Here is a 21,215-nt window from a genome sequence, read left to right as displayed (position 1 = left end):
CCGTGCGGTGCCGTTTTCCGGACTGATGATGACAGTTTCTGTGAGCCTCAATGGCGCCGAGCAGCGCCGCCCCAGCCGCTTCGGGCGCATGCTCGAGGACCGCCTGCCCTATCTCATCGTCGCGCCGGCCATTCTGATTCTCCTCCTGGTCGGTCTGTTCCCTCTGATCTACTCGCTGATCGTGAGCATCCAGCGCATCACGATGACCGAGAACGACACCTCCTTTGTCGGATTCTTGAACTATGAGGAGCTGTTCAGGGATGCTCGCCTCTGGGCTTCGCTCGGCCACACCGCCATCATCACCGCGATCGCCCTCCCCCTGGAGCTGCTGATCGGCTTCCTGATGGCGCAGCTCTTCATCGATCGGATGCCGGGTCGACAGATCTTCGTCGCGCTGCTGGTGCTTCCGACGGTGATCTCTCCAATCGTCGCGGGTGCGACCTGGCGTCTGATGTTCGACGTCCGCTTTGGCCCGATCGGCCAGATTCTGAGTTTCTTCGCCGGCGAGCCGGTGCGGATCCTTTGGACCGTCAATCCCGCCTTCGTCTATCCGGCGATCATCATCTGCGAGGTCTGGCAGTGGTCGCCATTCATGTTCCTGCTGCTGCTTGCTGCGCTGTCGAATGTTGACCAGTCGCAGCTCGAGGCCGCGGAAATCGATGGGGCGTCGTACCTGCGGGTGCTTCGCGCGATCGTTCTGCCGGCGATCGCGCCCGTGATTGCCGTCGCCTGCCTGATCCGCGGCCTCGATCTCGTCCGCATCTTCGACATCATCTGGGCCCTTACCGAAGGCGGACCGGGCTCGATGACAGAGACAATCTCCCTCTACACGTATGTGCAGGGCTTCTCGCAATTCGAGACCAGCTACACGGCCGCGATCTCCTTCCTAGTGATTGCGCTGCTGGCGCTGATCACGATCCTGGTCCTCAAGCGCATGGAGCTTGTGCGATGAGGATCGGCAGGCTTCCGGCGAGAAAGGCCCGCATCCTCGCGGCCCGCTATCTCGGCGCGGGCGTCGTAACGCTGCTGTTCCTGTTCCCGGTCTATTGGCTGTTCATGATTTCGTTCAAGACGCCGGACGAGATCTACCACGTGCCGCCTCTGTGGATCCCCGGGCAGATCCAGTTTTCGAACTATTACGTTTTGTTCAAGGACGGCGATGTCTTTGCAATCCTGAACAGTCTCATCGTCGCCGGCGTCAGTTCTGTAATCGCAATCGTTCTCGGGACGCTCTGCGCCTACAGCCTAGCGAGGTTCGGCACCGGCGGCGAGAACCTCGCGATGTGGATCATCTCCCAGCGCATGATCCCGCCGATCGCTGTCGTCTTCCCGATCTTCCTCATCTACGTGTATTTCGGTCTTGTCGACGGCTATTTCGGGCTGATCCTCCTCTACACCGCATTCAATCTTCCCTACGTAATCTGGATGATGCGCGGCTACATTGTCGACGTTCCCCTGGAGCTCGAGGAAAGCGCGCTGGTCGATGGCCTCAATCGATGGGAGGTGATCTGGAAGGTCGTTTTCCCGATGGTTCGCCCCGGCCTCATGGCGACGTCGGTCTTCACCTTCGTGTTCGCCTGGAACGACTTTCTGTTCGCACTCGTGCTCACACGCACCGAGGTCATCACGTTTCCGGTCATGCTGACCCACTATTTCGGCGGCCAATCGAATTTCTGGGCAAAGATCGCGGCGATGTCAGTCCTGGGGACGTTGCCGATCTTCGTCGCGGTCTCGGTGATGCAGCGCTATCTCGTGCGCGGCATCTCGCTGGGCGCAGTCAAGGGTTAGGGAGAGCGGAGTGGCTGACGTCAAGCTGTCCGGAATACACAAATATTACGGCAACGTGCATGCGGTCCGGGGAGTGGATCTCACCATCGCCGATAGCGAATTCGCTGTGCTGGTGGGGCCGTCCGGCTGCGGCAAGAGCACGCTCTTGCGAACGATTGCCGGTCTCGAGGATCCGAACGGTGGAACGATCACCATCGGGGGCGCGGTGGTCAACGATCTGCGCCCGCGCGAACGCAATATCGCGATGGTGTTTCAGAACTATGCGCTCTACCCTTATCTGACCGTCAGCGAGAACATCGCCTTCGGTCTGCGCGCGCGCAAGACTCCCGAGATCGAGATCAGGAAGCGAGTCAGTGAAGCCGCCGAGATGCTCGGCATCGGCAATCTCCTCCAGCGCTATCCGCGGCAGCTCTCCGGAGGACAGCGTCAGCGCGTCGCCATCGGCCGCGCCATCGTTCGCAAGGCCGACCTGTTCCTGTTCGACGAGCCGCTCTCGAATCTCGACGCTCAGTTGCGTGACGAAATGCGCACCGAGATCAAGCGCCTGCATCACGAGATCACGACGACCATGATCTACGTTACCCGTGGTCGAGGCGATGACGCTGGCCGACCGCATCGTGTTGCTGCGTGACGGAAAAATCGAGCAGCAGGGCGCTCCGCTGGAACTGTTCGAGCAGCCGCGTACGGGGTTCGTGGCAGGCTTTCTCGGCTCTCCGTCGATCAACCTCATCCCCGCGACCCTCAGGACAAACGGCCTCGGGGCAGCGGTGGTGTTTCAGTCCGGCGGTGAACTGGCGCTTCCGAGTGCGAAGGCGAGGCCGCTAGCCAGTATGGATGGGCGAGAAATTCTCGTCGGCATTCGGCCCCAGCACTTCAGTCGAGCCGGCGGGCCGTTGCGCGACGGCGTGGTCTCCTATTCGGCCACCGCCGATCTCATTCAGCCGACGGGGACACGCACCTTCACCACCATCAAGATCGGTGGCGTCGATGCCGTTGCCGAACTGCAGGCCCATGACGTCAGCAGCCATGGCGAGCGAATCGATCTCGCCATCGACCTCAATCGCGTGGTGCTGATTGATCCGGCCGGCGGCCTGGTCATCGCATAAGCGAGAGCAACATTCGAAAACGGGAGGGATGAATGGCGTCGAGACTGTTTGCAACCGGAATTGGCGCGCCGGAGGGTCCGGTGTGCCTGCCCGACGGCTCGATGTATGTCACGGAGATGTCCGCGTCGACCCTTTGCGTCACGCGGCTCGATCCTCGCGGCAATCGCCGCGTGATCCGAACGACGGGTGGCCGTCCGAATGGACTGACGACCGATGGCCACGGCCGGACCTGGATTGCGGAAGCGGGCCTCCGGGCGCTGATCTGCATCGACGAAAGCGGAAACGAGATCCGACGCATGCAGGGCGAAGGTGCGGATCGCTTTCTGTTTCCGAACGATCTCTGCTTTGGTCCGAACGGATTGCTGTACATGACCGACTCCGGAATGGCCGCCGAGGATTTCATCAACGGTCAGGCCTTCGTCGACGGTTACATGGATCTCGATTGGGACGGCCGTGTATACGAGATCCATCCGGCAGCCATGAAGGTGCTCCGCGTGCTCGATCGCAAGATCCGCTTCACCAACGGCATTGCCTTCGGCCCTGACAATCACCTCTACGCCAACGCATCCTTCACCGGCGATATCTATCGGTATGACGTGCTCGGCGAAGCAGCGCCGAAACGCGTCGTCTTTGGCAACGTGCTGCAGCCGGATGCCAATCCGGACTTCAAAGGATCGGACGGGATGGCCTTCGGAACAGACGGCCGGCTCTATTGCACGGTCTACAACCAGAAGAACGTTACGGTGCTAGACCGGCGGGGTGAGGTCGCCGATCGTCTGGTCCTGGACGGACCCCAGCCGACGAACTGTGCCTTTGCGCTCGAAGGCAGGAAGCTACGGGTGACCGAGGTCGGCAAGGGCCAGGTCGAGGAGATCGACATGCCTTGCGAAGGCCTCCCGCTGCATCTGCCGAAATTCGGCTGACGAGATGCCCTTGCGATGTTTCGCGCGAGGGCGCCTTCGCCAGTTATGAAAGGAAACCGATCGATAGCCAGGGCACGGCGGCAACGATCAGCGTGCCGATCAGGAGCGCGATCATATAGCCCACGATCGGCTTCATGCCTTCGTCCGGATTGATGCGGCTGATGGCGCAGGCCGCGTAGTAGCCGACGCCGAACGGCGGCGCGAACAAGCCGATGCCCATGGCGAGGACGACCACCATCGCATAGTGGACATCGTTGACCCCGACCTGCCGGGCGATCGGGAACAGCAGCGGACCGAACAGGACGATCGCGGGAATCCCTTCCAGGACGCTGCCGAGGATCACGAAAGTCACGATCGTCACCGCTAGGAAGACGGGTACCCCGCCCGGCAGGCTGGTCATGAACTTGGCGAGAGAGGCTGAAAATCCCGATTGGGTCAGCGCCCAGGCCATGCCTGTCGCCGCGCCGATGATAAGCAGAATCGCCCCTGACAGCGAGGCTGTCTCGACCAGCATCGGATAGATGCGACGCCAGTCGAACTGGCGGTAGATGAACAGACCCGCGCAGACTGAGTACAGGATGCCGATCGTCGAGACTTCCGTTGCCGTCGCAACGCCCTCAACGACCGCCGTGCGGATCACGAACGGCAGTGCGATAGCAGGTATCGCGATCACAAAGGCCCACCCGATTTGCCGGCCGGTAGCCCGTTTGACGTGAGACAGGTCTTCGCGGCGGTACCGCCACCAGACCACGACCGCGAGCATGACCGCGAGGACCACGCCCGGGAGCAACCCGCCAGTGAAGAGCGCCGAGATCGACACGCCGGTCACCGAGCCGATCGTGATCAGGACCAGCGAGGGCGGGATCGTTTCGGTCTGCGCTCCGGTTGCTGCTAGGAGCGCAACGAGGTCGCCCGGTTTGGCCCCACGCTGCCGCATCTCGGGAAACAGGACAGGAGCCACCGCAGCCATGTCCGCTGCCTTGGAGCCGGAAATGCCCGAGACCAGATACATCGCTCCGACCAGCACGTAGTGCAGACCGCCGCGCACGTGGCCCAGCAGGGTCGCCAGGAAGCTGACCATGGCGCGTGCCATGCCCGTCATCTCGATCAGGAGGCCGAGGAACACGAAGAGCGGCACGGCGAGCAGGATCAGGTGGCTCATGCCCTCGTCCATCCGTCCGATCATCACCACGTCGGGCGTGCTGGTCGTCAAGGCGAGATAGCCGACCGTCGCTAAACCAAATGCGAACGCGATCGGCACAGCCGCAAAGACCATCGCCCCCACAACGAACACGAAGAAGATCAGGAGGTTCAAATTGCCGAGCGGCTTCAAGACGGGAGCGAGCAGAACGAAGGTCGCAATGATGCCTGCGACGAGCGCTAAGGAAGCCAGCAAGCTACGCGGGCTCGCGATGCGCATGAGGCGGAGCACCGCTGCGATCAGCATCAAGCTCATGCCGATCGGTAGCGCCGCCGCGCGCCAGCTGTTGACGATCTCGAGCGCCGGCGTCGTGACAAAGGCCTCGTCGGCCGCAAATTCATAGGCCGGCCAGACAACGAGCGCAAGAAATGCCAGCGATGCTGCGGCCCCGACTACATCCAGGAACGCGCGATGCTCCGCACTGAGAACGCCAACCATAGCCGTCATCCGCATGTGTTCGCCGCGCTGGAATGCGATCACGGAACCGAACATGGCGAGCCAGAGGAAGAGAATGCCGGCAAGCTCGTCGGACCAGATGATCGGCGAGCGGAACACGTATCGCCCCACGATGCCGGCAGACAGCACAGCGATCTCCGCCAGCACGAGCAGTGCTGCCGGGACCGCCACAACGTGACCAAGCACCGTGTTCGTCGTTATCACCCAACTGCGCCGGCCTGCCTGCGGGGCGCTGGCCGCCACACCGGCATCGGCGTGGGGCGGATGGCTCACGCTCGTCATGATAGCTGGCCCGCGGCTTTTTCTAGCTGCGACCATGCCTCCTCGCCAAACTTGGCTTTCCAGTCGGCGTAGAAGCTGGTTTTGGACAAGGCCTGGCGGAAAGCGGTGCGATCGACGTTGATGAATTTGAGACCCTTGGCCGAGAGATCGTTGCGCAGCGACTGGCTGAGCTTTGCGATGTCGGCACGCTGATCGACCGCGGAGCGATCGAGCTCGCGCGTCACGATCTCCTGCACGTCCTTGGGCAGGCGCTCGAAGGCGCGCTTGTTGCCGAGGATCCAGTAGCCGTCCCAGACGTGCCCCGTCAGGCTACACGTGCTCTGCACTTCGTAAAGGCGCGCGGTCGCGATGATGGGCAACGGATTCTCCTGGCCGTCGACGACCTTGGTCTGCAACGCGGAATAGACCTCGTTGAAGTTGATCGGCGTCGGCCCGGCGCCTAGCGCCTTGAAGAGCGAGGTGAGCAGCGGCGCGGGCGGAACGCGGATCTGGAAATTCTTCAGATCATCCGGGGTGCGGATCTCGCGGCCAGACGAGGTCACCTGGCGGAAGCCGTTGTCCCAGGCCTTCGACACCGCCGTGATCGGCGTCTTGGCGATCTGCGCCCGGATGTAGGTGCCGAGGTCGCCGTCCATCGCCTTCCATACGCTCTCGTAATCGGCGAATGCAAAACCTGTGTTCACGATGCCGGCGCTCGGCACCAGGGTGGCAAGGATCGAGGACGATTGATTGAAGAACTCGACGCCGCCGCTGCGGACCTGGGTCAGGAGCTCGGTGTCGGAGCCGAGCTGATTGGCTGGGAACAGCCTGATCTCCAGCCGTCCGCTGGTCGCTTCGCGGATGCGGTCGATCGCCTCCTGCGCGCGGATGTTCACCGGATGGGTCGGGTCCTGTCCGGTTGCGAATTTGTAGACGAACTCGGCGGCAGACGCCGGACGGGTCAGAATCCCGCAAAGAGGTACCGCGCTCGCCGCGATTAATAGTGAACGGCGGCTGATGCGTCCGGGCTTCGAGACAGTCATGTTTTCCTCCTGGTCCTGTATTGACGTTGTGCCGGCTGCATGAGCCTGCGCTGCTCTTCGCCGGCCGCAATTCGGGCAACAGCCATTGCTCGCCCGCCGCAACATGCAGCGGGCGGAACTCTTCACTCGTATTTGGTCTGGCTGGCGCTTAGTGCCGGGGCGCTAAAGCCACTGCTTGATCTGCCTTGCGACCTCGGCGGTGGAAATGCCGTAGCGGTCGTGCAGTGTCGGTAGCGCGCCGGCGTCAAGAAATTCGTCCGGCAATGCGATCTGGCGGAACGGCGGATGGACGCCGGAACGCATCAGGAGTGCGGCGACCGCCTCGCCGAGACCGCCAATCGTCGTGTGGTTTTCGGCAACGACGACCAGGCGGCCTGATTTACCGGCTTCACGCAGGATCGTCTCGGCGTCGAGCGGCTTGATGGTCGGAACATGCAGCACCGCAGCATCGACGCGGTCGTTCGTCAGAGTTTGCAAGGCTTCGAGCGCACGCATGGTCATGATGCCGGACGAGATGATCAGAACGTCCTTCCCGTCACGGATCAGCTTGGCTTTGCCGAGCTCGAACTTGTAGTCGTATTCGTCCAGCACGAGCGGCACTTGGCCTCGCAGCAGGCGCATATAGACCGGCCCCTGATGCGCCGCGATCGCAGGCACCAGTTGCTCGATTTCATGGGCATCGCAGGGGTCGATGACCGTCATGTTCGGCATGGCGCGAAACAGCGCGAGATCCTCCGCGGCTTGATGGCTCGGACCATACCCCGAGGTCAAACCAGGCAATGCGCAGACGATCTTCACGTTGCGGTCTTCCTCCGCGATCGTCTGGTGGATGAAGTCGTAAGCGCGCCGCGAAGCAAACACCGCGTAGGTGGTTGCGAACGGCATGAAGCCTTCGGCGGCAAGACCTGAAGCTGCGCCGAACAAAAGCTGCTCGGCCATGCCCATCTGATAGTAGCGGTCCGGGAATTCCTTCGCAAAGATGTGCAGGTCGGTGTATTTGCCGAGATCGGCCGTCATGCCGACCACATCGGGACGGCTGCGCGCGAGATCGACGAGCGCGTGTCCAAACGGCGCCGGTTTCGTCTTTTGCCCTTCAGCCGCGATCGAGGCGATCATGGCCGAGGTGGTCAGGCGCGGTTTGCCCGGCGGGGGTGCTGATCTGACGGTCTTCATGCCTGCCTCCCGGCTTCCAGCGCTGCCAGCGCAAGCTGCCATTCGTGCTGCTCGACGCGGATGAAATGGTTCTTCTCGCGCTGCTCCAGGAAGGGAACGCCCTTGCCCATCAGCGTATCGGCGACGATCATCCGGGGTTTTGGCTCGGGATGAGACTTGGCGACATCGAACGCGGCAACCACGACGTCGAGATCGTTGCCGTCGATGCGCTGCACAAACCAGCCAAAGGCCTGAAGCTTCTCGACCAGCGGTTCGAACGCCATGACCTGCGTCGAAGGACCGTCCGCCTGCTGATTGTTAACGTCGACGATGCCGATCAGATTGTCGAGCTTGTAATGGCCCGCCGACTGGATGGCCTCCCAGACCGAGCCCTCGTCGAGCTCGCCATCCGAGAACAACGTGTACACCCGCGCGTCGGATTTCTTGCGCTTGAGCCCGAGGCCCATGCCGACGGCGATGCTGAGCCCAAGCCCGAGCGAGCCGCCCGACATTTCCATTCCCGGCGTATAGGAGGCCATCCCCGACATCGGTAAGCGGCTCTCGTCGCTGCCATAGGTTTCGAGTTCTTCCTCGGGGACGATCCCGGCCTCGATCAAAGCCGCATAGAGCGCGATGGCGTAGTGCCCGTTCGAGAGAAGGAAGCGATCGCGCTCCTCCCAGGACGGATCGTCCGGCCGGTAGCGCATCGCGTGAAAGTAAGCCACGGCGAGAACGTCGGAGATATCAAGCGCCTGGGCGATATAGCCTTGGCCCTGGACCTCGCCCATGCGCAGCGCATTGCGGCGAATATTGTAGGCGCGGTCCGCCAGCTTGGGCGTGTTGGTCAGCGTTTCCATCGATCTTGACCTTGTCTTGCGCTCAGTGGATGAGCATGCCGCCGTTGACGTCGATCACGGCACCGGTCACGTAGGCGGAGAGATCCGAGGCCAGGAAAGTGTAAATGCCGGCGACGTCATCTGCCGTGCCGAGGCGATTGAGCGGAATGCCTTCCAGGATCTTCGTCGTCATCTCGTCGGTCGGCTTGCCGGCCGTGATATCGGTGCCGATCAGACCGGGCGTGACGCAATTGACGCGGATGCCGTCCGGGCCGAACTCACGGGCCATCGCCTTGGCGAGACCGAGCACGCCAGCCTTCGCGGCCGAATAGTGCGGACCGCCAAAAATTCCGCCGCCGCGCTGGGCCGAAACCGAGGACATGCAGGCGATCGATCCGGACTTGCGCGCGCGCATGTGCGGGATCACGGCCTGGGAGAGGAACAGAATGCCCTTCAGATTGACGTCCTGAATGCGATCCCAATCAGCCGGCGAGATATCGAGGAACCTGACCGGTTGGGTGATGCCGGCGTTGTTGATGAGAATGTCGATGCTTGCGAAGGATTCGATCACGCGAGCGACGGCCTGCTCGCAGGATGATTTGTTGGCGACGTCGCATTGCAGGCCAATGTGGGACTTGCCAAGCGATGCCGCGGCATCCGCCGCCGCGCTCGCGTCAATGTCGAGAATGGCGACCCGAGCGCCCTCGGCGGCGAACCGCCGTGCGGTGGCCAGCCCGATGCCGCGCGGCGAGGCCGCGCCCGAAATGATGGCCGTCTTAGCGCTGAGCAGCATCAGTTCCTCCCGCAAATTGTTTTTCCTTGGCAAGGCTAGGAATGGCCCGCGGACGCGCAATAGACAAACGCACAGTTGTCACGGATCGATGAATCTGGTTCACTTATGGAATGCTGTCGAATGTCCCGATATCGGCAATTCGCGCCTTTGAAGCCGCCGCTCGCACGGGATCATTCCGCGATGCGGCGAATGAGCTTCACCTGACGCCGAGTGCCGTCAGTCATGCCATCCGCAAGCTGGAGGACACGCTTCGGACCGTTCTCTTCGAGCGCAGTGCGCGATCGGTGCGGCTCACGCCGGCCGGCGAAAACCTGATGCGCCACACGGGAGCGGCCTTCGACCAGCTCCGCCGTGGTCTGGAGGAAGTCGCGGCGCGCGGACCACAATTGGTGCGCGTCCATTCGGCACCCAGTTTTGCCGCGCAGTGGCTTGCGCCACGGCTTGCACAGTTTCTCGCCGCTTATCCGAAGCTCGAGGTTCGACTGGCTGCAAACACGGAGTACGCGCGCTTCAGCAATGATGATTTTGATATCGACATTGTTTACGGTCCGCCGCGCGCGGAGGGGGTAGAGGTTCTTCCTCTCCCGGAGGAGACGGTCACCCCGCTCTGCTCGCCTGCCCTCGCAAAATCGATCAGGAAGCCTGCCGATCTCCTCGATCAGACGCTGATCCGCTCTGACGTGAAGCAGATTCAGTGGCACCAATGGTTCACCGCCAACGGATTAGAGGCCCCTGCGCTCCACGGCATGAGATTCGATCGCAGCTTTCTCGCGATCGCGACAGCCGCGGAGGGTCTGGGAGTAGCGCTAGAATCAACGCTTCTGGCCGAACGCGAACTGGCGAGCGGGCGATTGGTTGCGCCACTGGCAGGACACGCCAACGATATCCGCTACGTCGGCCATCGCCTGATCTACCCGCGGGCCAGCCGACAGAGATCGGCGGTACGAGCCTTTGCAGATTGGCTCATGGCGCAACTCGATGGCGAAAATGCCATTTCCCCCCGCTGAAGTTCTTCGCACCACGTTCGATAGTACACACACGCGCGGCGAAAGAGCAGCCAGCGGGCGGCTAAGCATAAAGCTTGCTCCAATGGATGTGAATGGCGCCAACTTAGGTCATGGGAGCGGCGTGAACTTCAACTGGCTGAGCGGCGCGACCTTATCGGTGCGTGTTCTTAAACTCGGTGCTCGAACCGAGCCACTTGTCCCAGAGTTGGTTGATCTCGCCGGCCTGGTCCATCGCGAGCAGGGTCTCGTTGATCTTCGCGAGCAGCGCCGGCTCGTCCTTCTTCATGCCAACGCCGATCGGCTGCAGCACCATGGGCTCCTCGATCATCTTTCTGCCCGGCCTCCTTGGACTGGTTCACGAGCTTGGTAATGGTCATGCTATTCCGACGGCTCGCGCGAGTCGTGGCACGATTTCCGGCAGGAGGCAGGATATGGTCCGAACCGTTACCCAAGTGGAGCAACGAGTCTGAGGCTCGTTGAAATTCGCGCGCTATAAGGGATTGTGAAACGGTCTAGCGCGGAACGTCGGCCACCTTCTCCAGCTTCTGCAGGCAACGCGAAGTGCGGACCACGGCCGGCATCTTCTCGTCAGGGAAGTTCGTCTTCCAGTCGGTGACGCCGACCTCGCCAACGTACATGTCGCCTCTGGAGTCTAGCGCGATCCCATGCGGCGCGAGGAACTTGCCGCTCGCAAGACCGGGGCCATCCTCGCCGCCGAGCCGCGCGATGCGCTTGCCCTTGGCGTCCACGATCGACAGCCGCGGGCCGAGATTGGGCACTTTGCGGTTGACCGGCATGGCGGGACCGAGTTCGCCGATGACGAAGGTCGGGTTCTTAGCCCCGCCGCAGCGGCACAGCGCGCACGGCCGGTGGAGGTTATTCCACTGCGCCTCGTATTTGCCGTTGCCGTCGAACACCTGCACGCGATGGTTCTCGCGGTCGGCGACATAGACCCAGCCATCGGTATCAGCGACGATATTGTGCACGATGTTGAACTGGCCGGGATCGGTGCCGGGCGCGCCCCAGCTCTTGATCAGCTTGCCGTCAGGCGTGAATTTGTGGATGCGGGCGTTGCCGTAGCCGTCGGAGACGTAGATCTCGCCCTTCGGCGACAGCGCGGTGTGGGTGCAGCGATGGAAGGGCTCGCCACTCATGAACGGCGCCGGCTTTGCTGGGATGCCGATCGTCAGCAACACCTTGCCATCGGTGGTGCATTTGCGCACGGTGTGGTCGCCGTCGTCGGTGCAATAGAGGTTGTCGTCGGCATCGATATGCAGGCCGTGGGCGCGGGAGAAAAGCCCCTCGCCCCAGCCGCGCAGGAAATTGCCGTCGCGGTCGAACACCACCATCGGATGGGCACCACGGTTGAAGACGTAGATGCGATCCTTGCTGTCAACCGCGACAGAGGCGACATCGGTGAGCTGCCAGCCGTCTGGCAGCTTCGCCCAATTGTCGATGACGCGATAGCGATGCTCGCCCGAGCCGAGAATGGCTGACACCTGATTTCCCATAACTGCGTGCTGCGGCGCTTGCGCGCTCAGGCGAAGGTGCAGCCCTTGGATTCGAGCACCTTTCCGATGCCAGAGAGCTCGAGGATATCGCCACCGGCCTTGAGGGCCTTCATCACGCCGGCTTCCTTGTCCTCGCGCGCCGCCGACTTGACGCAGACATCGGCGATGTTCTCCTTCGGCACGATCACGACGCCATCGTCATCGGCGTTGACGATGTCGCCGGGACGGACGGCGATGCCGCCGATGACGATCGGCTGATTGATGGTGCCGAGGGTCTCCTTGACGGTGCCCTTCATGCAGAGGCCGTAGGAGAAGACGTTGAAGCCGGTGTCACGTACCGCAAGGCCGTCGCGAACGCCGGCATCCGTGACCAGGCCGACGATGCCCTTGGCGACGCAGGCCGTCGCCAGCACCTCGCCGAAGCCACCCTGCTCGGGATGATCGCCCGCGCTGACCACGAGCACGTCGCCTGGCTTGGCCAGCGAGATCGCTGTGATCAGCATCATGTTGTCGCCGGGGTGGCAGCTCACGGTCAGCGCCGGTCCGCAGGCGCGCATGCCGGAATAGATCGGCTTGATGCGGGAGGTCAGCGCGCCCGATCGCCCCTGAGCCTCGTGCAGGGTCGACGGAGGAAACTTCTTAATGCGCTCGACAAGCTCGGCGGCGGGCCGATTGAATGTCCTGATCACATGCACCATGAAAACCTCCTTACGAGCGCGATCTCCGTTACACCTCCATAACCAACGGCCTTGAGGCGGCAAATTCAGAATTTGGGATTGCCGCATCGTGTTTCGTTATGGCTCGTGCTTCGGCCCGTCCAGAGGCGACGTCGGGCCACCCGTGGCAATCGCAGCCGAGCCGGGCTGGGCATCGAACGGCCCCCAGGTCTTGACGATGATCTCGAGCAGGATCTTGTAGACGGCGAATGCGGCGTCGGAGAGCGGGGCGCTGTCGGAGATGCAGAGCGACATCTGCTGCGAAGCCGACGGCGTGTTGATCCGCCGGATGCAGAGTTCGTCGAGGTTCGGCAACTCCTGTGCGATCGACATGGGCAGCACAGCCGCCCCCACTCCAGCGGCAATCGCGGAAGAAAGGGTCGATTGGGAATGGATCTCGGCGACGATGCGCGGGCGGAGCCCGACCTCGGCACAGACCCGTTCCACCGTCTGCCGCAGGAAGGATTCCCGATATGGCAGAAGCAGGTCGAATTGCGCGACCTCCGCCGCCGAAACGTCCTCCGAAGGCATCTTCTCCGGATACATGCTGCGGGGCGCGACGAAATAGAAGTACTCGCGCATCAGCGGCTTGTAATCGAGACCGGTCACCGGGCGTTCACCGTAGAGGACGGCCATATCCATGCTCCCCTTTAGCATCATCTCGCTGAGCATGACCCCGGAGCTGTCGTAGATGTGCGGCACGATGCCGGGGTAGCGTTCCCGTATCTGCGTGAGCAGCGGGGTCGCCAGCAATGCCGCTGAGCTGAGCGGGGCCAGACCGATCGTGACGTTGCCGGTCAGCTCCGGCTTGTTGTCCAGAATGGTGCGCCTGGCTTCTTCGATTTGCCGCTGGATCGATTTGGCGTAGCGGTAGAGGATTCGTCCGGCCTCGGTGGGCTTGACCCCGCGGGCGCTGCGGTCGAGCAGCTTGCACTTGAAATCCGCCTCCAGGCTCGCAATGTGCTGACTCAGGGCCGGCTGTGCGACATTCAGCACCTTCGCCGCGCTCGTCATGCTGCCGAGATCCACAACCTTGATGAAGGCCTCCAAACGTTTCGTATCCAATACGGCGTCTCCGGATATCCACTCAGGGAGCAATGCAGCAGCAATAGGCTGAAGCTATGGGATCAGAAGGAATTGTTCTTACCACTGGGAACCTGACGGGCCTATAGCTAGTGCTGAACTCGTCCGCCGCTCGCGTTGCAGCCGACACCACCAGCGGGTCGGGACGGTAGCAGAGGAGCCCTCGCGGATGGGATTTTCGGACGATCGGACGGCCCTGGTGACGGGCGCATCCTCCGGAATAGGGGCTGCGACGGTTCGCCGCCTGAGTGCGGAAGGGCTCCAAGTCTACGCCGTGGCCCGAGACGCCACGCGCCTGAGCGCCCTGTCGGCAGAGACCGGATGCCGCCCCTGCGCCGTCGATATCAGCGACCTCGATGCACTTGCGGCCTTGGCGAAGTCGGCCGAGTTCGACGTCCTGGTCAACAATGCCGGCCAATCCCGGCGCGGAAATATCCTGGACACAACACCAGAGGATGTCGACGCCCTGATCGACGTCAATCTGCGTGCGGTCCTGCATCTGACGCGGCTGATCGTGCCCGGCATGGTGCGCCGCGACCGCGGCCACGTCGTCAACATCTCCTCGATCGCCGGCCACTACGCATTCGGCGGCGGCAACACCGTGTATCACGCCACGAAGGCCGGCATTCACTCGCTGTCGCAGCAACTGCGTGTCGATCTTTATGGAACCCGGGTTCGCGTCACCGAGATATCGCCCGCGCGGGTCGAAACCGAGGTTTTCGGCCGGCTGCTGGGTGACCTCGCCGAAGCCAAGCGTCGCTTCTTCGACGACTATGATTCACTTCAGCCCGAGGACATCGCCAATTCGATCGCATTCGCGGTTGGATCGCCGGCCCGCATGAATGTCGCCTTCATGGAAGTCCTGCCGACCCAGCAGGTCGTCGGCGGCCTCAATTTTGCACAGAAGAGCCGCCCCCCTGCGGAGTGACGCATGAACGCCCCGAACTCGACAGGCCCTCAACGCGGAATGTGACTGTGGACCTCGCCAAAATCGAACAACTCGTCGATCTCGTTACGCGCTCCTCCATCGCGGAGCTGGACCTTACTGAGGACGGCACCCGCATCCGCATCCTCAAGCGAGCGTCTGCAGGAGCTCCTGCGGCCCCGGCGCAGCCTGCAAACGGGGTCGAGGTTGAGGCCCCTGCTCTCCATCACAGGGAAAGCCCAGCTCCCGAGGCCAACGCCGACATCGTCGTGCCAGCACCGATGCATGGCATCTTCTTCCGGGCTGCGGCGCCGGACGAGCCGCCGCTGGTCGAGGTCGGCGCGCGGATCGAGGCTGGGCAGAAGATCTGCATCATCGAAGCGATGAAGACCTTCATCGATATCGCCGCCGAGGCGCCCGGCGTCGTGCTTGCGGTCCTCGCGGAGAACGGTGAGGAGATCGCAGCGGGGCAAGCCCTGTTCCGGATCGGTCCTGCGGGTTCATCCTGATGTTCGACAAGGTCCTGATCGCCAATCGCGGCGAGATCGCGTTTCGCATCCAACGCGCCTGTCGGGCGATGGGTCTCAAGACGGTCGTCATTCACTCCGAAGGTGACCGCGACGCGCGCTATGTCGCGCTCGCCGATGAGGCACTTTGCATCGGGCCCGCACCGGCGAGCAACACCTATCTCAACGTTGCGGCGATCCTGCTCGCAGCCGAGGCCAGCGGCGCCGAGGCGATTCACCCCGGCTACGGATTCCTCTCGGAGAGTGCAGAGTTCGCCGATCGGGTCGCGCGCGCCGGCCTCACCTTCATCGGTCCGCCGGCCGATTGTATCCGGATCATGGGCGACAAGGTCGCGGCCAAGCGCGCGATGCGGCTGGCGGGCGTGCCTTGCGTGCCCGGGCCGGACAGCGCCCTACCGGATGATCCGGCCGAGGTGCGCGCGATCGCGCGCGACATCGGATACCCCGTCATCATCAAGGCCGCCGGCGGCGGCGGCGGACGCGGCATGCGGATCGTGCGCAGCGAGGCCGCGCTGGACGAGGCGTTGGCGCTGACCCGCGCGGAAGCCAGCAAGGCCTTCAAAAACGCTGCGGTCTATATCGAGAAATTCCTTGAAAAGCCGCGCCATATCGAGATCCAGGTGCTGTGCGATCAACACGACAACCATCTCTGGCTCGGCGACCGCGACTGCTCGCTCCAGCGGAGGAACCAAAAAGTAGTCGAGGAAGCTCCCGCGACAGGTATCGACCGCGCGCTGATCGAGCAGGTAGGCGCGAGCTGCGTCGAGGCCTGCCGGGGGATCGGCTATCGCGGTGCCGGCACCTTCGAATTCCTTTACGAGGACGGACAGTTCTTCTTCATCGAGATGAACACGCGCGTCCAGGTGGAGCATCCCGTCACCGAGATGACGACGGGCATCGACATCGTCAAGGCGCAGATCCAGATCGCGCAAGGCGAGCCGTTGGGCATCGTGCAAGGCGACATCGCACGTATCGGCCATGCCATTGAATTCCGCATCAATGCCGAAGACCCCATGACCTTCGCGCCCTCGCCGGGCACGATAACGCGCTGGGATGTTCCCGGCGGCATCGGCATCCGCGTCGATTCGCATATCACCGCCGGCGCCACCGTTCCACGGCACTACGACTCACTGATCGGCAAGCTGATTGCCCACGGCGGCACCCGCGACGAAGCTATGGCGCGTGCGCGCGTCGCCTTGTCCGAGCTGCGCGCCGAAGGCATCCGAACCAATGTGCCGCTCCACCAGGCGATCCTCACCGATCCGACCTTCTGCCGGGGCGGCTACGACATCCACCATCTCGAGCACTGGATGAATGCGAAGGTGGCCGCGCAATGACGGCGTCCGACCGGCCGCGGATCAGCCTGCTCGGGACATCGGCGCTCCTATTCGAGGCACCCGGCGCGTTCGACCTGCCGCACCAGCGGCGCATCTGGGCGCTGGCGGCCACTGCATCGAACTGGCCCGGAATCCGCGAGGCCATTCCTGGCATCACCAACATTATGCTGACTTTCGAGACGCCTCCGCGCGAGCTCGACACCCTGGTCGCCGCGCTCAACCACGGCTGGGACGCGGCGGAAGGCCTCGCGATCGGCGGCCGCGAGATCAGGCTGCCTGTCACCTATGGCGGCGAGATCGGATCGCAGCTTCAGTCCGTCGCCGATAATTGCGGCCTGTCTGTCGACGACGTGGTCTCGATCCATGCCGCCCCGCTCTACACGGTGTTCGCGCTCGGCAGCCATCCCGGCTATTGCTATCTCGGCGGCATGGACCCGCGCATCACCATGCCGCGGCGGCAGACGCCGCTGCAACGCTCCGCGGGCGGCTCGGTGTCGATCGGCGGATCGCAGACCGGTGTCTCCGCATCGCCCGGCCCCAGCGGCTGGCACGCCATCGGGCATACGAGCTGGACCTTCTTCGATCCGTCCTGGCCGACGCCGGCTGCGCTCGCGCCGGGTGATACGATCCGGTTCGAGATCGAACGGGTGATCCGGTGATCGAGATCCTGTCAGTCACAGGGCCAGCCAGCGTCCAGGATCTTGGCCGCTTCGACCAGTATCGCTTCGGGGTCGGCACGTCGGGTGCGATGGACGATGTCGCCCTGCGTGCCGGCAACATCCTTCTCGACAACGACGAGAACGCCGCCGGCATCGAAATTCCGATGCTGCCGTTCAAGCTTCGTTTCGGCCGGGACATGGCCTTTGCTCTCACGGGCGCCGGTGTCGAGGCCGAGATCGCAGGACGCGTGATCCCGCCATGGTGGCGGTCGCACGCCCGTGCCGGAGATATTCTGACAATCAAGGCGATGCCCCGCGGCGCACGGCTCTATCTGACCATCGGCGGCGGCATCGACGTGCCCATGGTGCTGGGCTCGCGCAGCACCCAGTTTCGCGGCGAGTTCGGCGGTTGGCACGGACGGCCGCTCCAGGTGGGCGACATCCTGCCCTCTGCGGCATCCACCGCTACCATCGACGAGCTCGGGGTCGAGCCGGCCGAGATCACGCTGGCGCGGCCGAACACCGCCGCGGACGAGACCATCGTCAGGGTCGTGATTGCCGGCGAGTATCACGGGTTCGACGCCGCCACGCAGGCGCTGTTCTGGTCCAGCAGCTGGAAGATCACGCCGCAGAGCAACCGTTACGGCTACCGCCTGCAAGGCCCCGCCGTGAAGCCGAAGGCACCGATCGAGAAGCGCTCGCACGGAATCGTCCCCGGCGTCATCCAGATTCCGCCGAACGGACAGCCGATCATCCAGATGCGCGACGCGCAGACGTCCGGCGGCTACCCGAAGATCGCAACCGTGATCGGCGCCGATCTGTGGCGCGTCGGGCAGGCCCGGCTCGGCAGCAGTATGCGGTTCGAGCAAGCTGCTTACGCCGATGCGCTGGCAGCCGAAGCCGAGATGTCGACCTATCTCGATCGGCTCAGGACCAATGTGCGCCTTGTCGAGGAGACCCGAACATGCGGATCGAGCTGACCGACATCGCGCGTCTGGCGCAGATCCTCGAAAGGTCCGGGGTCGACACGATCGAGATCGAGGAGCCCGGCCAGTCCCTGAAGCTCGTCGTCGACACGGGACCGCGAATGGCCGTATCGCCGACGCTTGCCGCCTCCGCCGCCGACCATTCCGTCATCGCCAAAGCCGACGTCGCAGGGCATTTCCTTGCGGCTCATCCCTGGCGGGACAAGCCGTTCGTCGCACAGGGCCAGCGCATCGAGGCCGGCGCGATCGTCGGCCTCGTCAAGATCGGGCTCTTGTATGCGCCTATCGTGGCGCCGGCCGCCGGCACCGTCGATGCCGTGATCGCGCAGACCGGTGCAACGGTCGGCTACGGCACACCGATTGTGCGCATCCGCCCGCTCAGTTGAGCAGCACGGTTGCCGGCGTGACTTCGCCGCCGCCCTGCTCGATCACGCGGCGCACCGTGCCGGCAAGGTTGACCGATCCGGGCGTGTCGCTGTGGATCAGGATCGAGCGCGCCTCGACCTTGATCGACTTGCCCTCTATGGTCCCCACGGTGCCGCTGTCGAGGAAGCGCTTGACCCGCTCGGCCACCGCCTCGGTCGAGGTGATGACCGAGTTCGGAAGCTTGCGGGACACCAGGTGGCCGTGCTCGTCATAGGCGCGATCAGCCAGGAACAGAGTGAGGATGCGCAGGCCCACCTTGCGCGCGGCGCGCACGATCTCGGCGTCAGGCTGCGAGAACACGATGAAATCGCGATTGATGGTCGCAATCGCACGGGCAACGACATCGGCCATGTCAGGGTCGGCATTGACCATGTTGCCCATCGCGGCGTGGAAGCTGACATGGGTCACGCGATGGCCCGCATTGGCCGCGATCGCCTGCAAGGCGCCGATCTGATAGACCATGTGCTTCTCGAGCTCGGCGGCATCCATCTGGATCACGCGGCGGCCAAATCCGAGCAAGTCAGGCAGGCCGGGATGGGCGCCGACCTCGACCCCCTTCTGCTTTGCCAGGCGAACCATGCGATCCATGATGATGGGATCGCCGGCGTGGAAACCGCACGCGACGTTGGCCGACGAGATTATACCCATCAGCGCCTCGTCGTCGCAGATGCGATAGTTGCCAAAACCTTCGCCCATGTCCGAATTGATGCCGATTTTCATGTTCGTACCCTGCTCTTGTTATTGTTGACGTCCACTCAAAGCGCTCGATAGAGATCCGCGGTCGCGCGTAGCTTCGCGAGATAGTCGTTGACGGGAGCCATGGCCGCGACCGCGTCCTGATAGCTCACCTCACTGAAGGCGATGACCGATCCCGGTGCCGCCTGGCCGAGGCGCCAGAGGTCGGCCTGGATCACGGCCGCCATCTTAGGATAGCCACCGGCCGTATTGGCATCGCTCATCTGGATGATCGGCTCGCCGGCCGGCGGCACCTGCACGACGCCGGCCACCACACCGTGTGAGCGCATCTCGACCGGCGCGTCCAATGTCAGCTTGCCGCCGGCGAGGCGGTAGCCGCCTCGATCGCTCTGAGCGCTGATCTTCCATCGCGTCGACCAGAACGTCGCCTGCATCGCCTCGGAAAACAGGTCGTACTCGCCTGCCCGCATCACGCGTATCCGCAGCACGCGATCATCCGCTGGAGCGGCGCCTTCGATCGCGACATCCGGCGGCGCGACGCCGAAGTCGAAGCGGCCCTCGCCGCTGTGCGACGAACTCCCGATCGGCACGACGTCGCCCGCCTGCAAGGTACGGCCCTCGAGCCCGCCGAAGCCGCCGCGTACATGCGTACTGCGCGAACCCAGCACGCGCGGAACATCGACACCGCCGCCGAACGTCGTGTAGACCCGCGCACCACGCCGCGGCGCGGTGATCGCGAGAACGTCGCCCGCCTTCGCGCGCGTGCACCACCACGGCCGAACGGGCAATCCCGCCAGTGTCGCGTCGTGATCCGCGCCGGTGAGCGCAAATGCCGTCTCGGCCGAAAAGCGCAGGCGGAACGGAAAGGTCTGGATCTCGATGCCGGCCGCATTGTCGTCGTTGCCGAGCAGCGCATTGCCGGCGGCGAGCGCGACGGGATCCATGGCGCCCGAGGTGCTCACGCCGAAACGGCGCGCGCCGTGACGGCCCAGGTCCTGGATCGTGTTGAAGGCGGGGCTGGCCAGGATCTCGATCACAGCTCGATCCGATCGATCCTGAATTTGACACGGTCGCCCGGAAGCATGAGCGAGGGCTGCTCGGAATTCGGATCGAACATCACGATCGAGGCCCAACCGATGGCATTCCATCCATTCGGACTTGTCAGCACCGCGACGCCCGTCTGCATCCCACCGATGGTCACCGAGCCTGCGCGCATGTTGAGCGACGGCACGGATTTGCGCGGCATGGTGATGCGCGGATCGAGGCCGTGAAGATAGCCGAACCCCGGCGAGCTCGCGACCGCACAGACGGTGTATTCGCCTTCGCTGTGAATCCTGATGACGTCGCGCTCCGGCAGTCCGGCGCGGCTTGCGACTGCCGGCAAATCGAAGCCGAGCTCGCCGCCATAGACCACGGGAATCTCGATGAGCTTCCCGTCGGCCTTGCGGCCGGGCACACGATGCCACAGCTCGACGATCGAAGCACTGAGCATGCCGATATCCGCCGGCGGCTGCTCGAATACGAGCATCACATTGGTGACGCCAATGACAGCCTCCTGGACGTTGGGCCAGGTGGAAACCGCATCCGCAAGGGCCCAGATGCGGCCCTGCTGCACCAGGTCGAAATCACCCGGTGCCTCGACCAGCATCGCAAGCGTGCCGATCAGGCTGATCTTCGGGCTTTTCTCGATCGTGCCGACAAAAGGAGCGTTGGGCTGATTAATCGACAAAAGGGCCTCGCTGGTCGAACGCCCGTGGCGCTGCCACCCCTAAAGCGCGATGAG

Annotated in this window: 21 protein-coding genes and 2 pseudogenes; 11 read left to right on the top strand and 12 right to left on the bottom strand. The window is 63.5% G+C overall.

Annotated features, from left to right (window positions below; translation table 11 throughout):
• Positions 1-28 precede the first annotated feature (28 nt).
• The 4 genes and pseudogenes from XI04_RS27815 to XI04_RS27800 all read left to right on the top strand — a co-directional run bounded on the left by XI04_RS27815 (position 29) and on the right by XI04_RS27800 (position 3,817).
• Positions 29-952 (top strand): carbohydrate ABC transporter permease, encoded by a 924-nt coding sequence (locus tag XI04_RS27815; protein WP_271623854.1) that lies wholly within the window; start codon positions 29-31, stop codon positions 950-952.
• Positions 949-1,788 (top strand): carbohydrate ABC transporter permease, encoded by an 840-nt coding sequence (locus tag XI04_RS27810; protein ID WP_271623853.1) that lies wholly within the window; start codon positions 949-951, stop codon positions 1,786-1,788. Before XI04_RS27815 ends, XI04_RS27810 begins: the two co-directional genes overlap by 4 nt.
• Before the next feature lie 10 nt (positions 1,789-1,798).
• Positions 1,799-2,894, top strand: a pseudogene (locus XI04_RS27805) (ABC transporter ATP-binding protein).
• 32 nt (positions 2,895-2,926) lie between these two features.
• Positions 2,927-3,817, top strand: a complete 891-nt coding sequence (locus XI04_RS27800; RefSeq protein ID WP_271623852.1) for an SMP-30/gluconolactonase/LRE family protein — start codon at positions 2,927-2,929, stop codon at positions 3,815-3,817.
• Positions 3,818-3,860: 43 nt separating this feature from the next.
• On the opposite strand, the gene XI04_RS27795 is transcribed toward XI04_RS27800, so the two are convergent.
• The 5 genes from XI04_RS27795 to XI04_RS27775 all read right to left on the bottom strand — a co-directional run bounded on the left by XI04_RS27795 (position 3,861) and on the right by XI04_RS27775 (position 9,559).
• A complete protein-coding gene (locus XI04_RS27795; protein WP_271623851.1) occupies positions 3,861-5,756 on the bottom strand; it encodes a TRAP transporter large permease in 1,896 nt (631 codons plus the stop codon).
• On the bottom strand, positions 5,753-6,778 hold the full coding sequence (locus XI04_RS27790; RefSeq protein ID WP_271623850.1) for a TRAP transporter substrate-binding protein: 1,026 nt from the start codon (positions 6,776-6,778) through the stop codon (positions 5,753-5,755). The genes XI04_RS27795 and XI04_RS27790 overlap by 4 nt, the downstream gene beginning before the upstream one ends.
• Positions 6,779-6,940: 162 nt before the next feature.
• The gene (locus XI04_RS27785; protein WP_271623849.1) at positions 6,941-7,951 is read right to left on the bottom strand and encodes a transketolase family protein; all 1,011 of its coding nucleotides are present in this window, start codon (positions 7,949-7,951) and stop codon (positions 6,941-6,943) included.
• Entirely contained in the window at positions 7,948-8,787 is an 840-nt protein-coding gene (locus tag XI04_RS27780) for a transketolase (protein WP_271595752.1), read from the bottom strand. Before XI04_RS27780 ends, XI04_RS27785 begins: the two co-directional genes overlap by 4 nt.
• A 22-nt stretch (positions 8,788-8,809) precedes the next feature.
• On the bottom strand, positions 8,810-9,559 hold the full coding sequence (locus tag XI04_RS27775) for an SDR family NAD(P)-dependent oxidoreductase (RefSeq protein WP_271623848.1): 750 nt from the start codon (positions 9,557-9,559) through the stop codon (positions 8,810-8,812).
• Positions 9,560-9,669: 110 nt separating this feature from the next.
• Between XI04_RS27775 and XI04_RS27770 the strand changes: the two genes are divergently transcribed.
• A complete protein-coding gene (locus XI04_RS27770) occupies positions 9,670-10,566 on the top strand; it encodes a LysR substrate-binding domain-containing protein (RefSeq protein WP_271623847.1) in 897 nt (298 codons plus the stop codon).
• Between the two features lie 108 nt (positions 10,567-10,674).
• Here XI04_RS27770 and XI04_RS27765 read toward each other — a convergent pair.
• From XI04_RS27765 to XI04_RS27750, 4 genes and pseudogenes are all read right to left on the bottom strand, one after another.
• Positions 10,675-10,949: pseudogene (locus XI04_RS27765) on the bottom strand (transporter substrate-binding domain-containing protein); the annotation flags it as partial.
• A 129-nt stretch (positions 10,950-11,078) separates the two neighbouring features.
• On the bottom strand, positions 11,079-12,065 hold the full coding sequence (locus tag XI04_RS27760) for a peptidyl-alpha-hydroxyglycine alpha-amidating lyase family protein (protein ID WP_271595755.1): 987 nt from the start codon (positions 12,063-12,065) through the stop codon (positions 11,079-11,081).
• Between the two features lie 38 nt (positions 12,066-12,103).
• A complete protein-coding gene (locus tag XI04_RS27755; protein ID WP_271595756.1) occupies positions 12,104-12,775 on the bottom strand; it encodes a 4-carboxy-4-hydroxy-2-oxoadipate aldolase/oxaloacetate decarboxylase in 672 nt (223 codons plus the stop codon).
• A gap of 96 nt (positions 12,776-12,871) precedes the next feature.
• On the bottom strand, positions 12,872-13,858 hold the full coding sequence (locus XI04_RS27750; protein WP_271623846.1) for a LysR substrate-binding domain-containing protein: 987 nt from the start codon (positions 13,856-13,858) through the stop codon (positions 12,872-12,874).
• A gap of 187 nt (positions 13,859-14,045) precedes the next feature.
• Between XI04_RS27750 and XI04_RS27745 the strand changes: the two genes are divergently transcribed.
• From XI04_RS27745 to XI04_RS27720, 6 genes are read left to right on the top strand one after another with little or no spacing between them, the layout of a single operon-like run.
• Positions 14,046-14,804, top strand: a complete 759-nt coding sequence (locus tag XI04_RS27745; RefSeq protein WP_271623845.1) for an SDR family oxidoreductase — start codon at positions 14,046-14,048, stop codon at positions 14,802-14,804.
• The gene (locus XI04_RS27740; protein WP_271595759.1) at positions 14,801-15,310 is read left to right on the top strand and encodes an acetyl-CoA carboxylase biotin carboxyl carrier protein; all 510 of its coding nucleotides are present in this window, start codon (positions 14,801-14,803) and stop codon (positions 15,308-15,310) included. Before XI04_RS27745 ends, XI04_RS27740 begins: the two co-directional genes overlap by 4 nt.
• Positions 15,310-16,665, top strand: a complete 1,356-nt coding sequence (gene accC, locus XI04_RS27735) for an acetyl-CoA carboxylase biotin carboxylase subunit (RefSeq protein ID WP_271623844.1) — start codon at positions 15,310-15,312, stop codon at positions 16,663-16,665. The genes XI04_RS27740 and accC overlap by 1 nt, the downstream gene beginning before the upstream one ends.
• Complete coding sequence (pxpB, locus tag XI04_RS27730) at positions 16,662-17,324, top strand: 5-oxoprolinase subunit PxpB (protein WP_271623843.1); 663 nt, start codon at positions 16,662-16,664, stop codon at positions 17,322-17,324. Before accC ends, pxpB (XI04_RS27730) begins: the two co-directional genes overlap by 4 nt.
• Positions 17,321-18,304 (top strand): biotin-dependent carboxyltransferase family protein, encoded by a 984-nt coding sequence (locus XI04_RS27725; RefSeq protein WP_271623842.1) that lies wholly within the window; start codon positions 17,321-17,323, stop codon positions 18,302-18,304. The genes pxpB (XI04_RS27730) and XI04_RS27725 overlap by 4 nt, the downstream gene beginning before the upstream one ends.
• Positions 18,289-18,696 (top strand): acetyl-CoA carboxylase biotin carboxyl carrier protein, encoded by a 408-nt coding sequence (locus XI04_RS27720; RefSeq protein ID WP_271595763.1) that lies wholly within the window; start codon positions 18,289-18,291, stop codon positions 18,694-18,696. The genes XI04_RS27725 and XI04_RS27720 overlap by 16 nt, the downstream gene beginning before the upstream one ends.
• Here XI04_RS27720 and XI04_RS27715 read toward each other — a convergent pair.
• Genes XI04_RS27715 through pxpB (XI04_RS27705) form a run of 3 tightly spaced genes read right to left on the bottom strand, consistent with a single transcriptional unit; the run spans position 18,689 to position 21,161 of the window.
• Positions 18,689-19,456 (bottom strand): LamB/YcsF family protein, encoded by a 768-nt coding sequence (locus XI04_RS27715; protein WP_271595764.1) that lies wholly within the window; start codon positions 19,454-19,456, stop codon positions 18,689-18,691. The genes XI04_RS27720 and XI04_RS27715 overlap by 8 nt on opposite strands.
• A gap of 35 nt (positions 19,457-19,491) precedes the next feature.
• Positions 19,492-20,469 (bottom strand): biotin-dependent carboxyltransferase family protein, encoded by a 978-nt coding sequence (locus tag XI04_RS27710; RefSeq protein ID WP_271595765.1) that lies wholly within the window; start codon positions 20,467-20,469, stop codon positions 19,492-19,494.
• Complete coding sequence (gene pxpB, locus XI04_RS27705; protein ID WP_271595766.1) at positions 20,466-21,161, bottom strand: 5-oxoprolinase subunit PxpB; 696 nt, start codon at positions 21,159-21,161, stop codon at positions 20,466-20,468. The genes XI04_RS27710 and pxpB (XI04_RS27705) overlap by 4 nt, the downstream gene beginning before the upstream one ends.
• Between the last annotated feature and the right edge of the window lie 54 nt (positions 21,162-21,215).

The sequence above is a fragment of the Bradyrhizobium sp. CCBAU 11430 genome (genome assembly GCF_028128855.1).
Classification (GTDB): Bacteria; Pseudomonadota; Alphaproteobacteria; order Rhizobiales; family Xanthobacteraceae; genus Bradyrhizobium; species Bradyrhizobium ottawaense.
Note: the sequence above shows the minus strand (reverse complement) of the source record. Positions and strands in the feature narration are given on the sequence as shown.

Bases quoted from the DNA above. Each gene is read 5' to 3' on its own strand.
- XI04_RS27815 (WP_271623854.1), top strand. From the start codon at position 29: ATGACAGTTTCTGTGAGCCTCAATGGCGCCGAGCAGCGCCGCCCCAGC.
- XI04_RS27810 (WP_271623853.1), top strand. From the start codon at position 949: ATGAGGATCGGCAGGCTTCCGGCGAGAAAGGCCCGCATCCTCGCGGCC.
- XI04_RS27800 (WP_271623852.1), top strand. From the start codon at position 2,927: ATGGCGTCGAGACTGTTTGCAACCGGAATTGGCGCGCCGGAGGGTCCG.
- XI04_RS27795 (WP_271623851.1), bottom strand. From the start codon at position 5,756: ATGACGAGCGTGAGCCATCCGCCCCACGCCGATGCCGGTGTGGCGGCC.
- XI04_RS27790 (WP_271623850.1), bottom strand. From the start codon at position 6,778: ATGACTGTCTCGAAGCCCGGACGCATCAGCCGCCGTTCACTATTAATC.
- XI04_RS27785 (WP_271623849.1), bottom strand. From the start codon at position 7,951: ATGAAGACCGTCAGATCAGCACCCCCGCCGGGCAAACCGCGCCTGACC.
- XI04_RS27780 (WP_271595752.1), bottom strand. From the start codon at position 8,787: ATGGAAACGCTGACCAACACGCCCAAGCTGGCGGACCGCGCCTACAAT.
- XI04_RS27775 (WP_271623848.1), bottom strand. From the start codon at position 9,559: ATGCTGCTCAGCGCTAAGACGGCCATCATTTCGGGCGCGGCCTCGCCG.
- XI04_RS27770 (WP_271623847.1), top strand. From the start codon at position 9,670: ATGCTGTCGAATGTCCCGATATCGGCAATTCGCGCCTTTGAAGCCGCC.
- XI04_RS27755 (WP_271595756.1), bottom strand. From the start codon at position 12,775: ATGGTGCATGTGATCAGGACATTCAATCGGCCCGCCGCCGAGCTTGTC.
- XI04_RS27745 (WP_271623845.1), top strand. From the start codon at position 14,046: ATGGGATTTTCGGACGATCGGACGGCCCTGGTGACGGGCGCATCCTCC.
- accC (WP_271623844.1), top strand. From the start codon at position 15,310: ATGTTCGACAAGGTCCTGATCGCCAATCGCGGCGAGATCGCGTTTCGC.
- pxpB (WP_271623843.1), top strand. From the start codon at position 16,662: ATGACGGCGTCCGACCGGCCGCGGATCAGCCTGCTCGGGACATCGGCG.
- XI04_RS27720 (WP_271595763.1), top strand. From the start codon at position 18,289: ATGCGGATCGAGCTGACCGACATCGCGCGTCTGGCGCAGATCCTCGAA.
- XI04_RS27715 (WP_271595764.1), bottom strand. From the start codon at position 19,456: ATGAAAATCGGCATCAATTCGGACATGGGCGAAGGTTTTGGCAACTAT.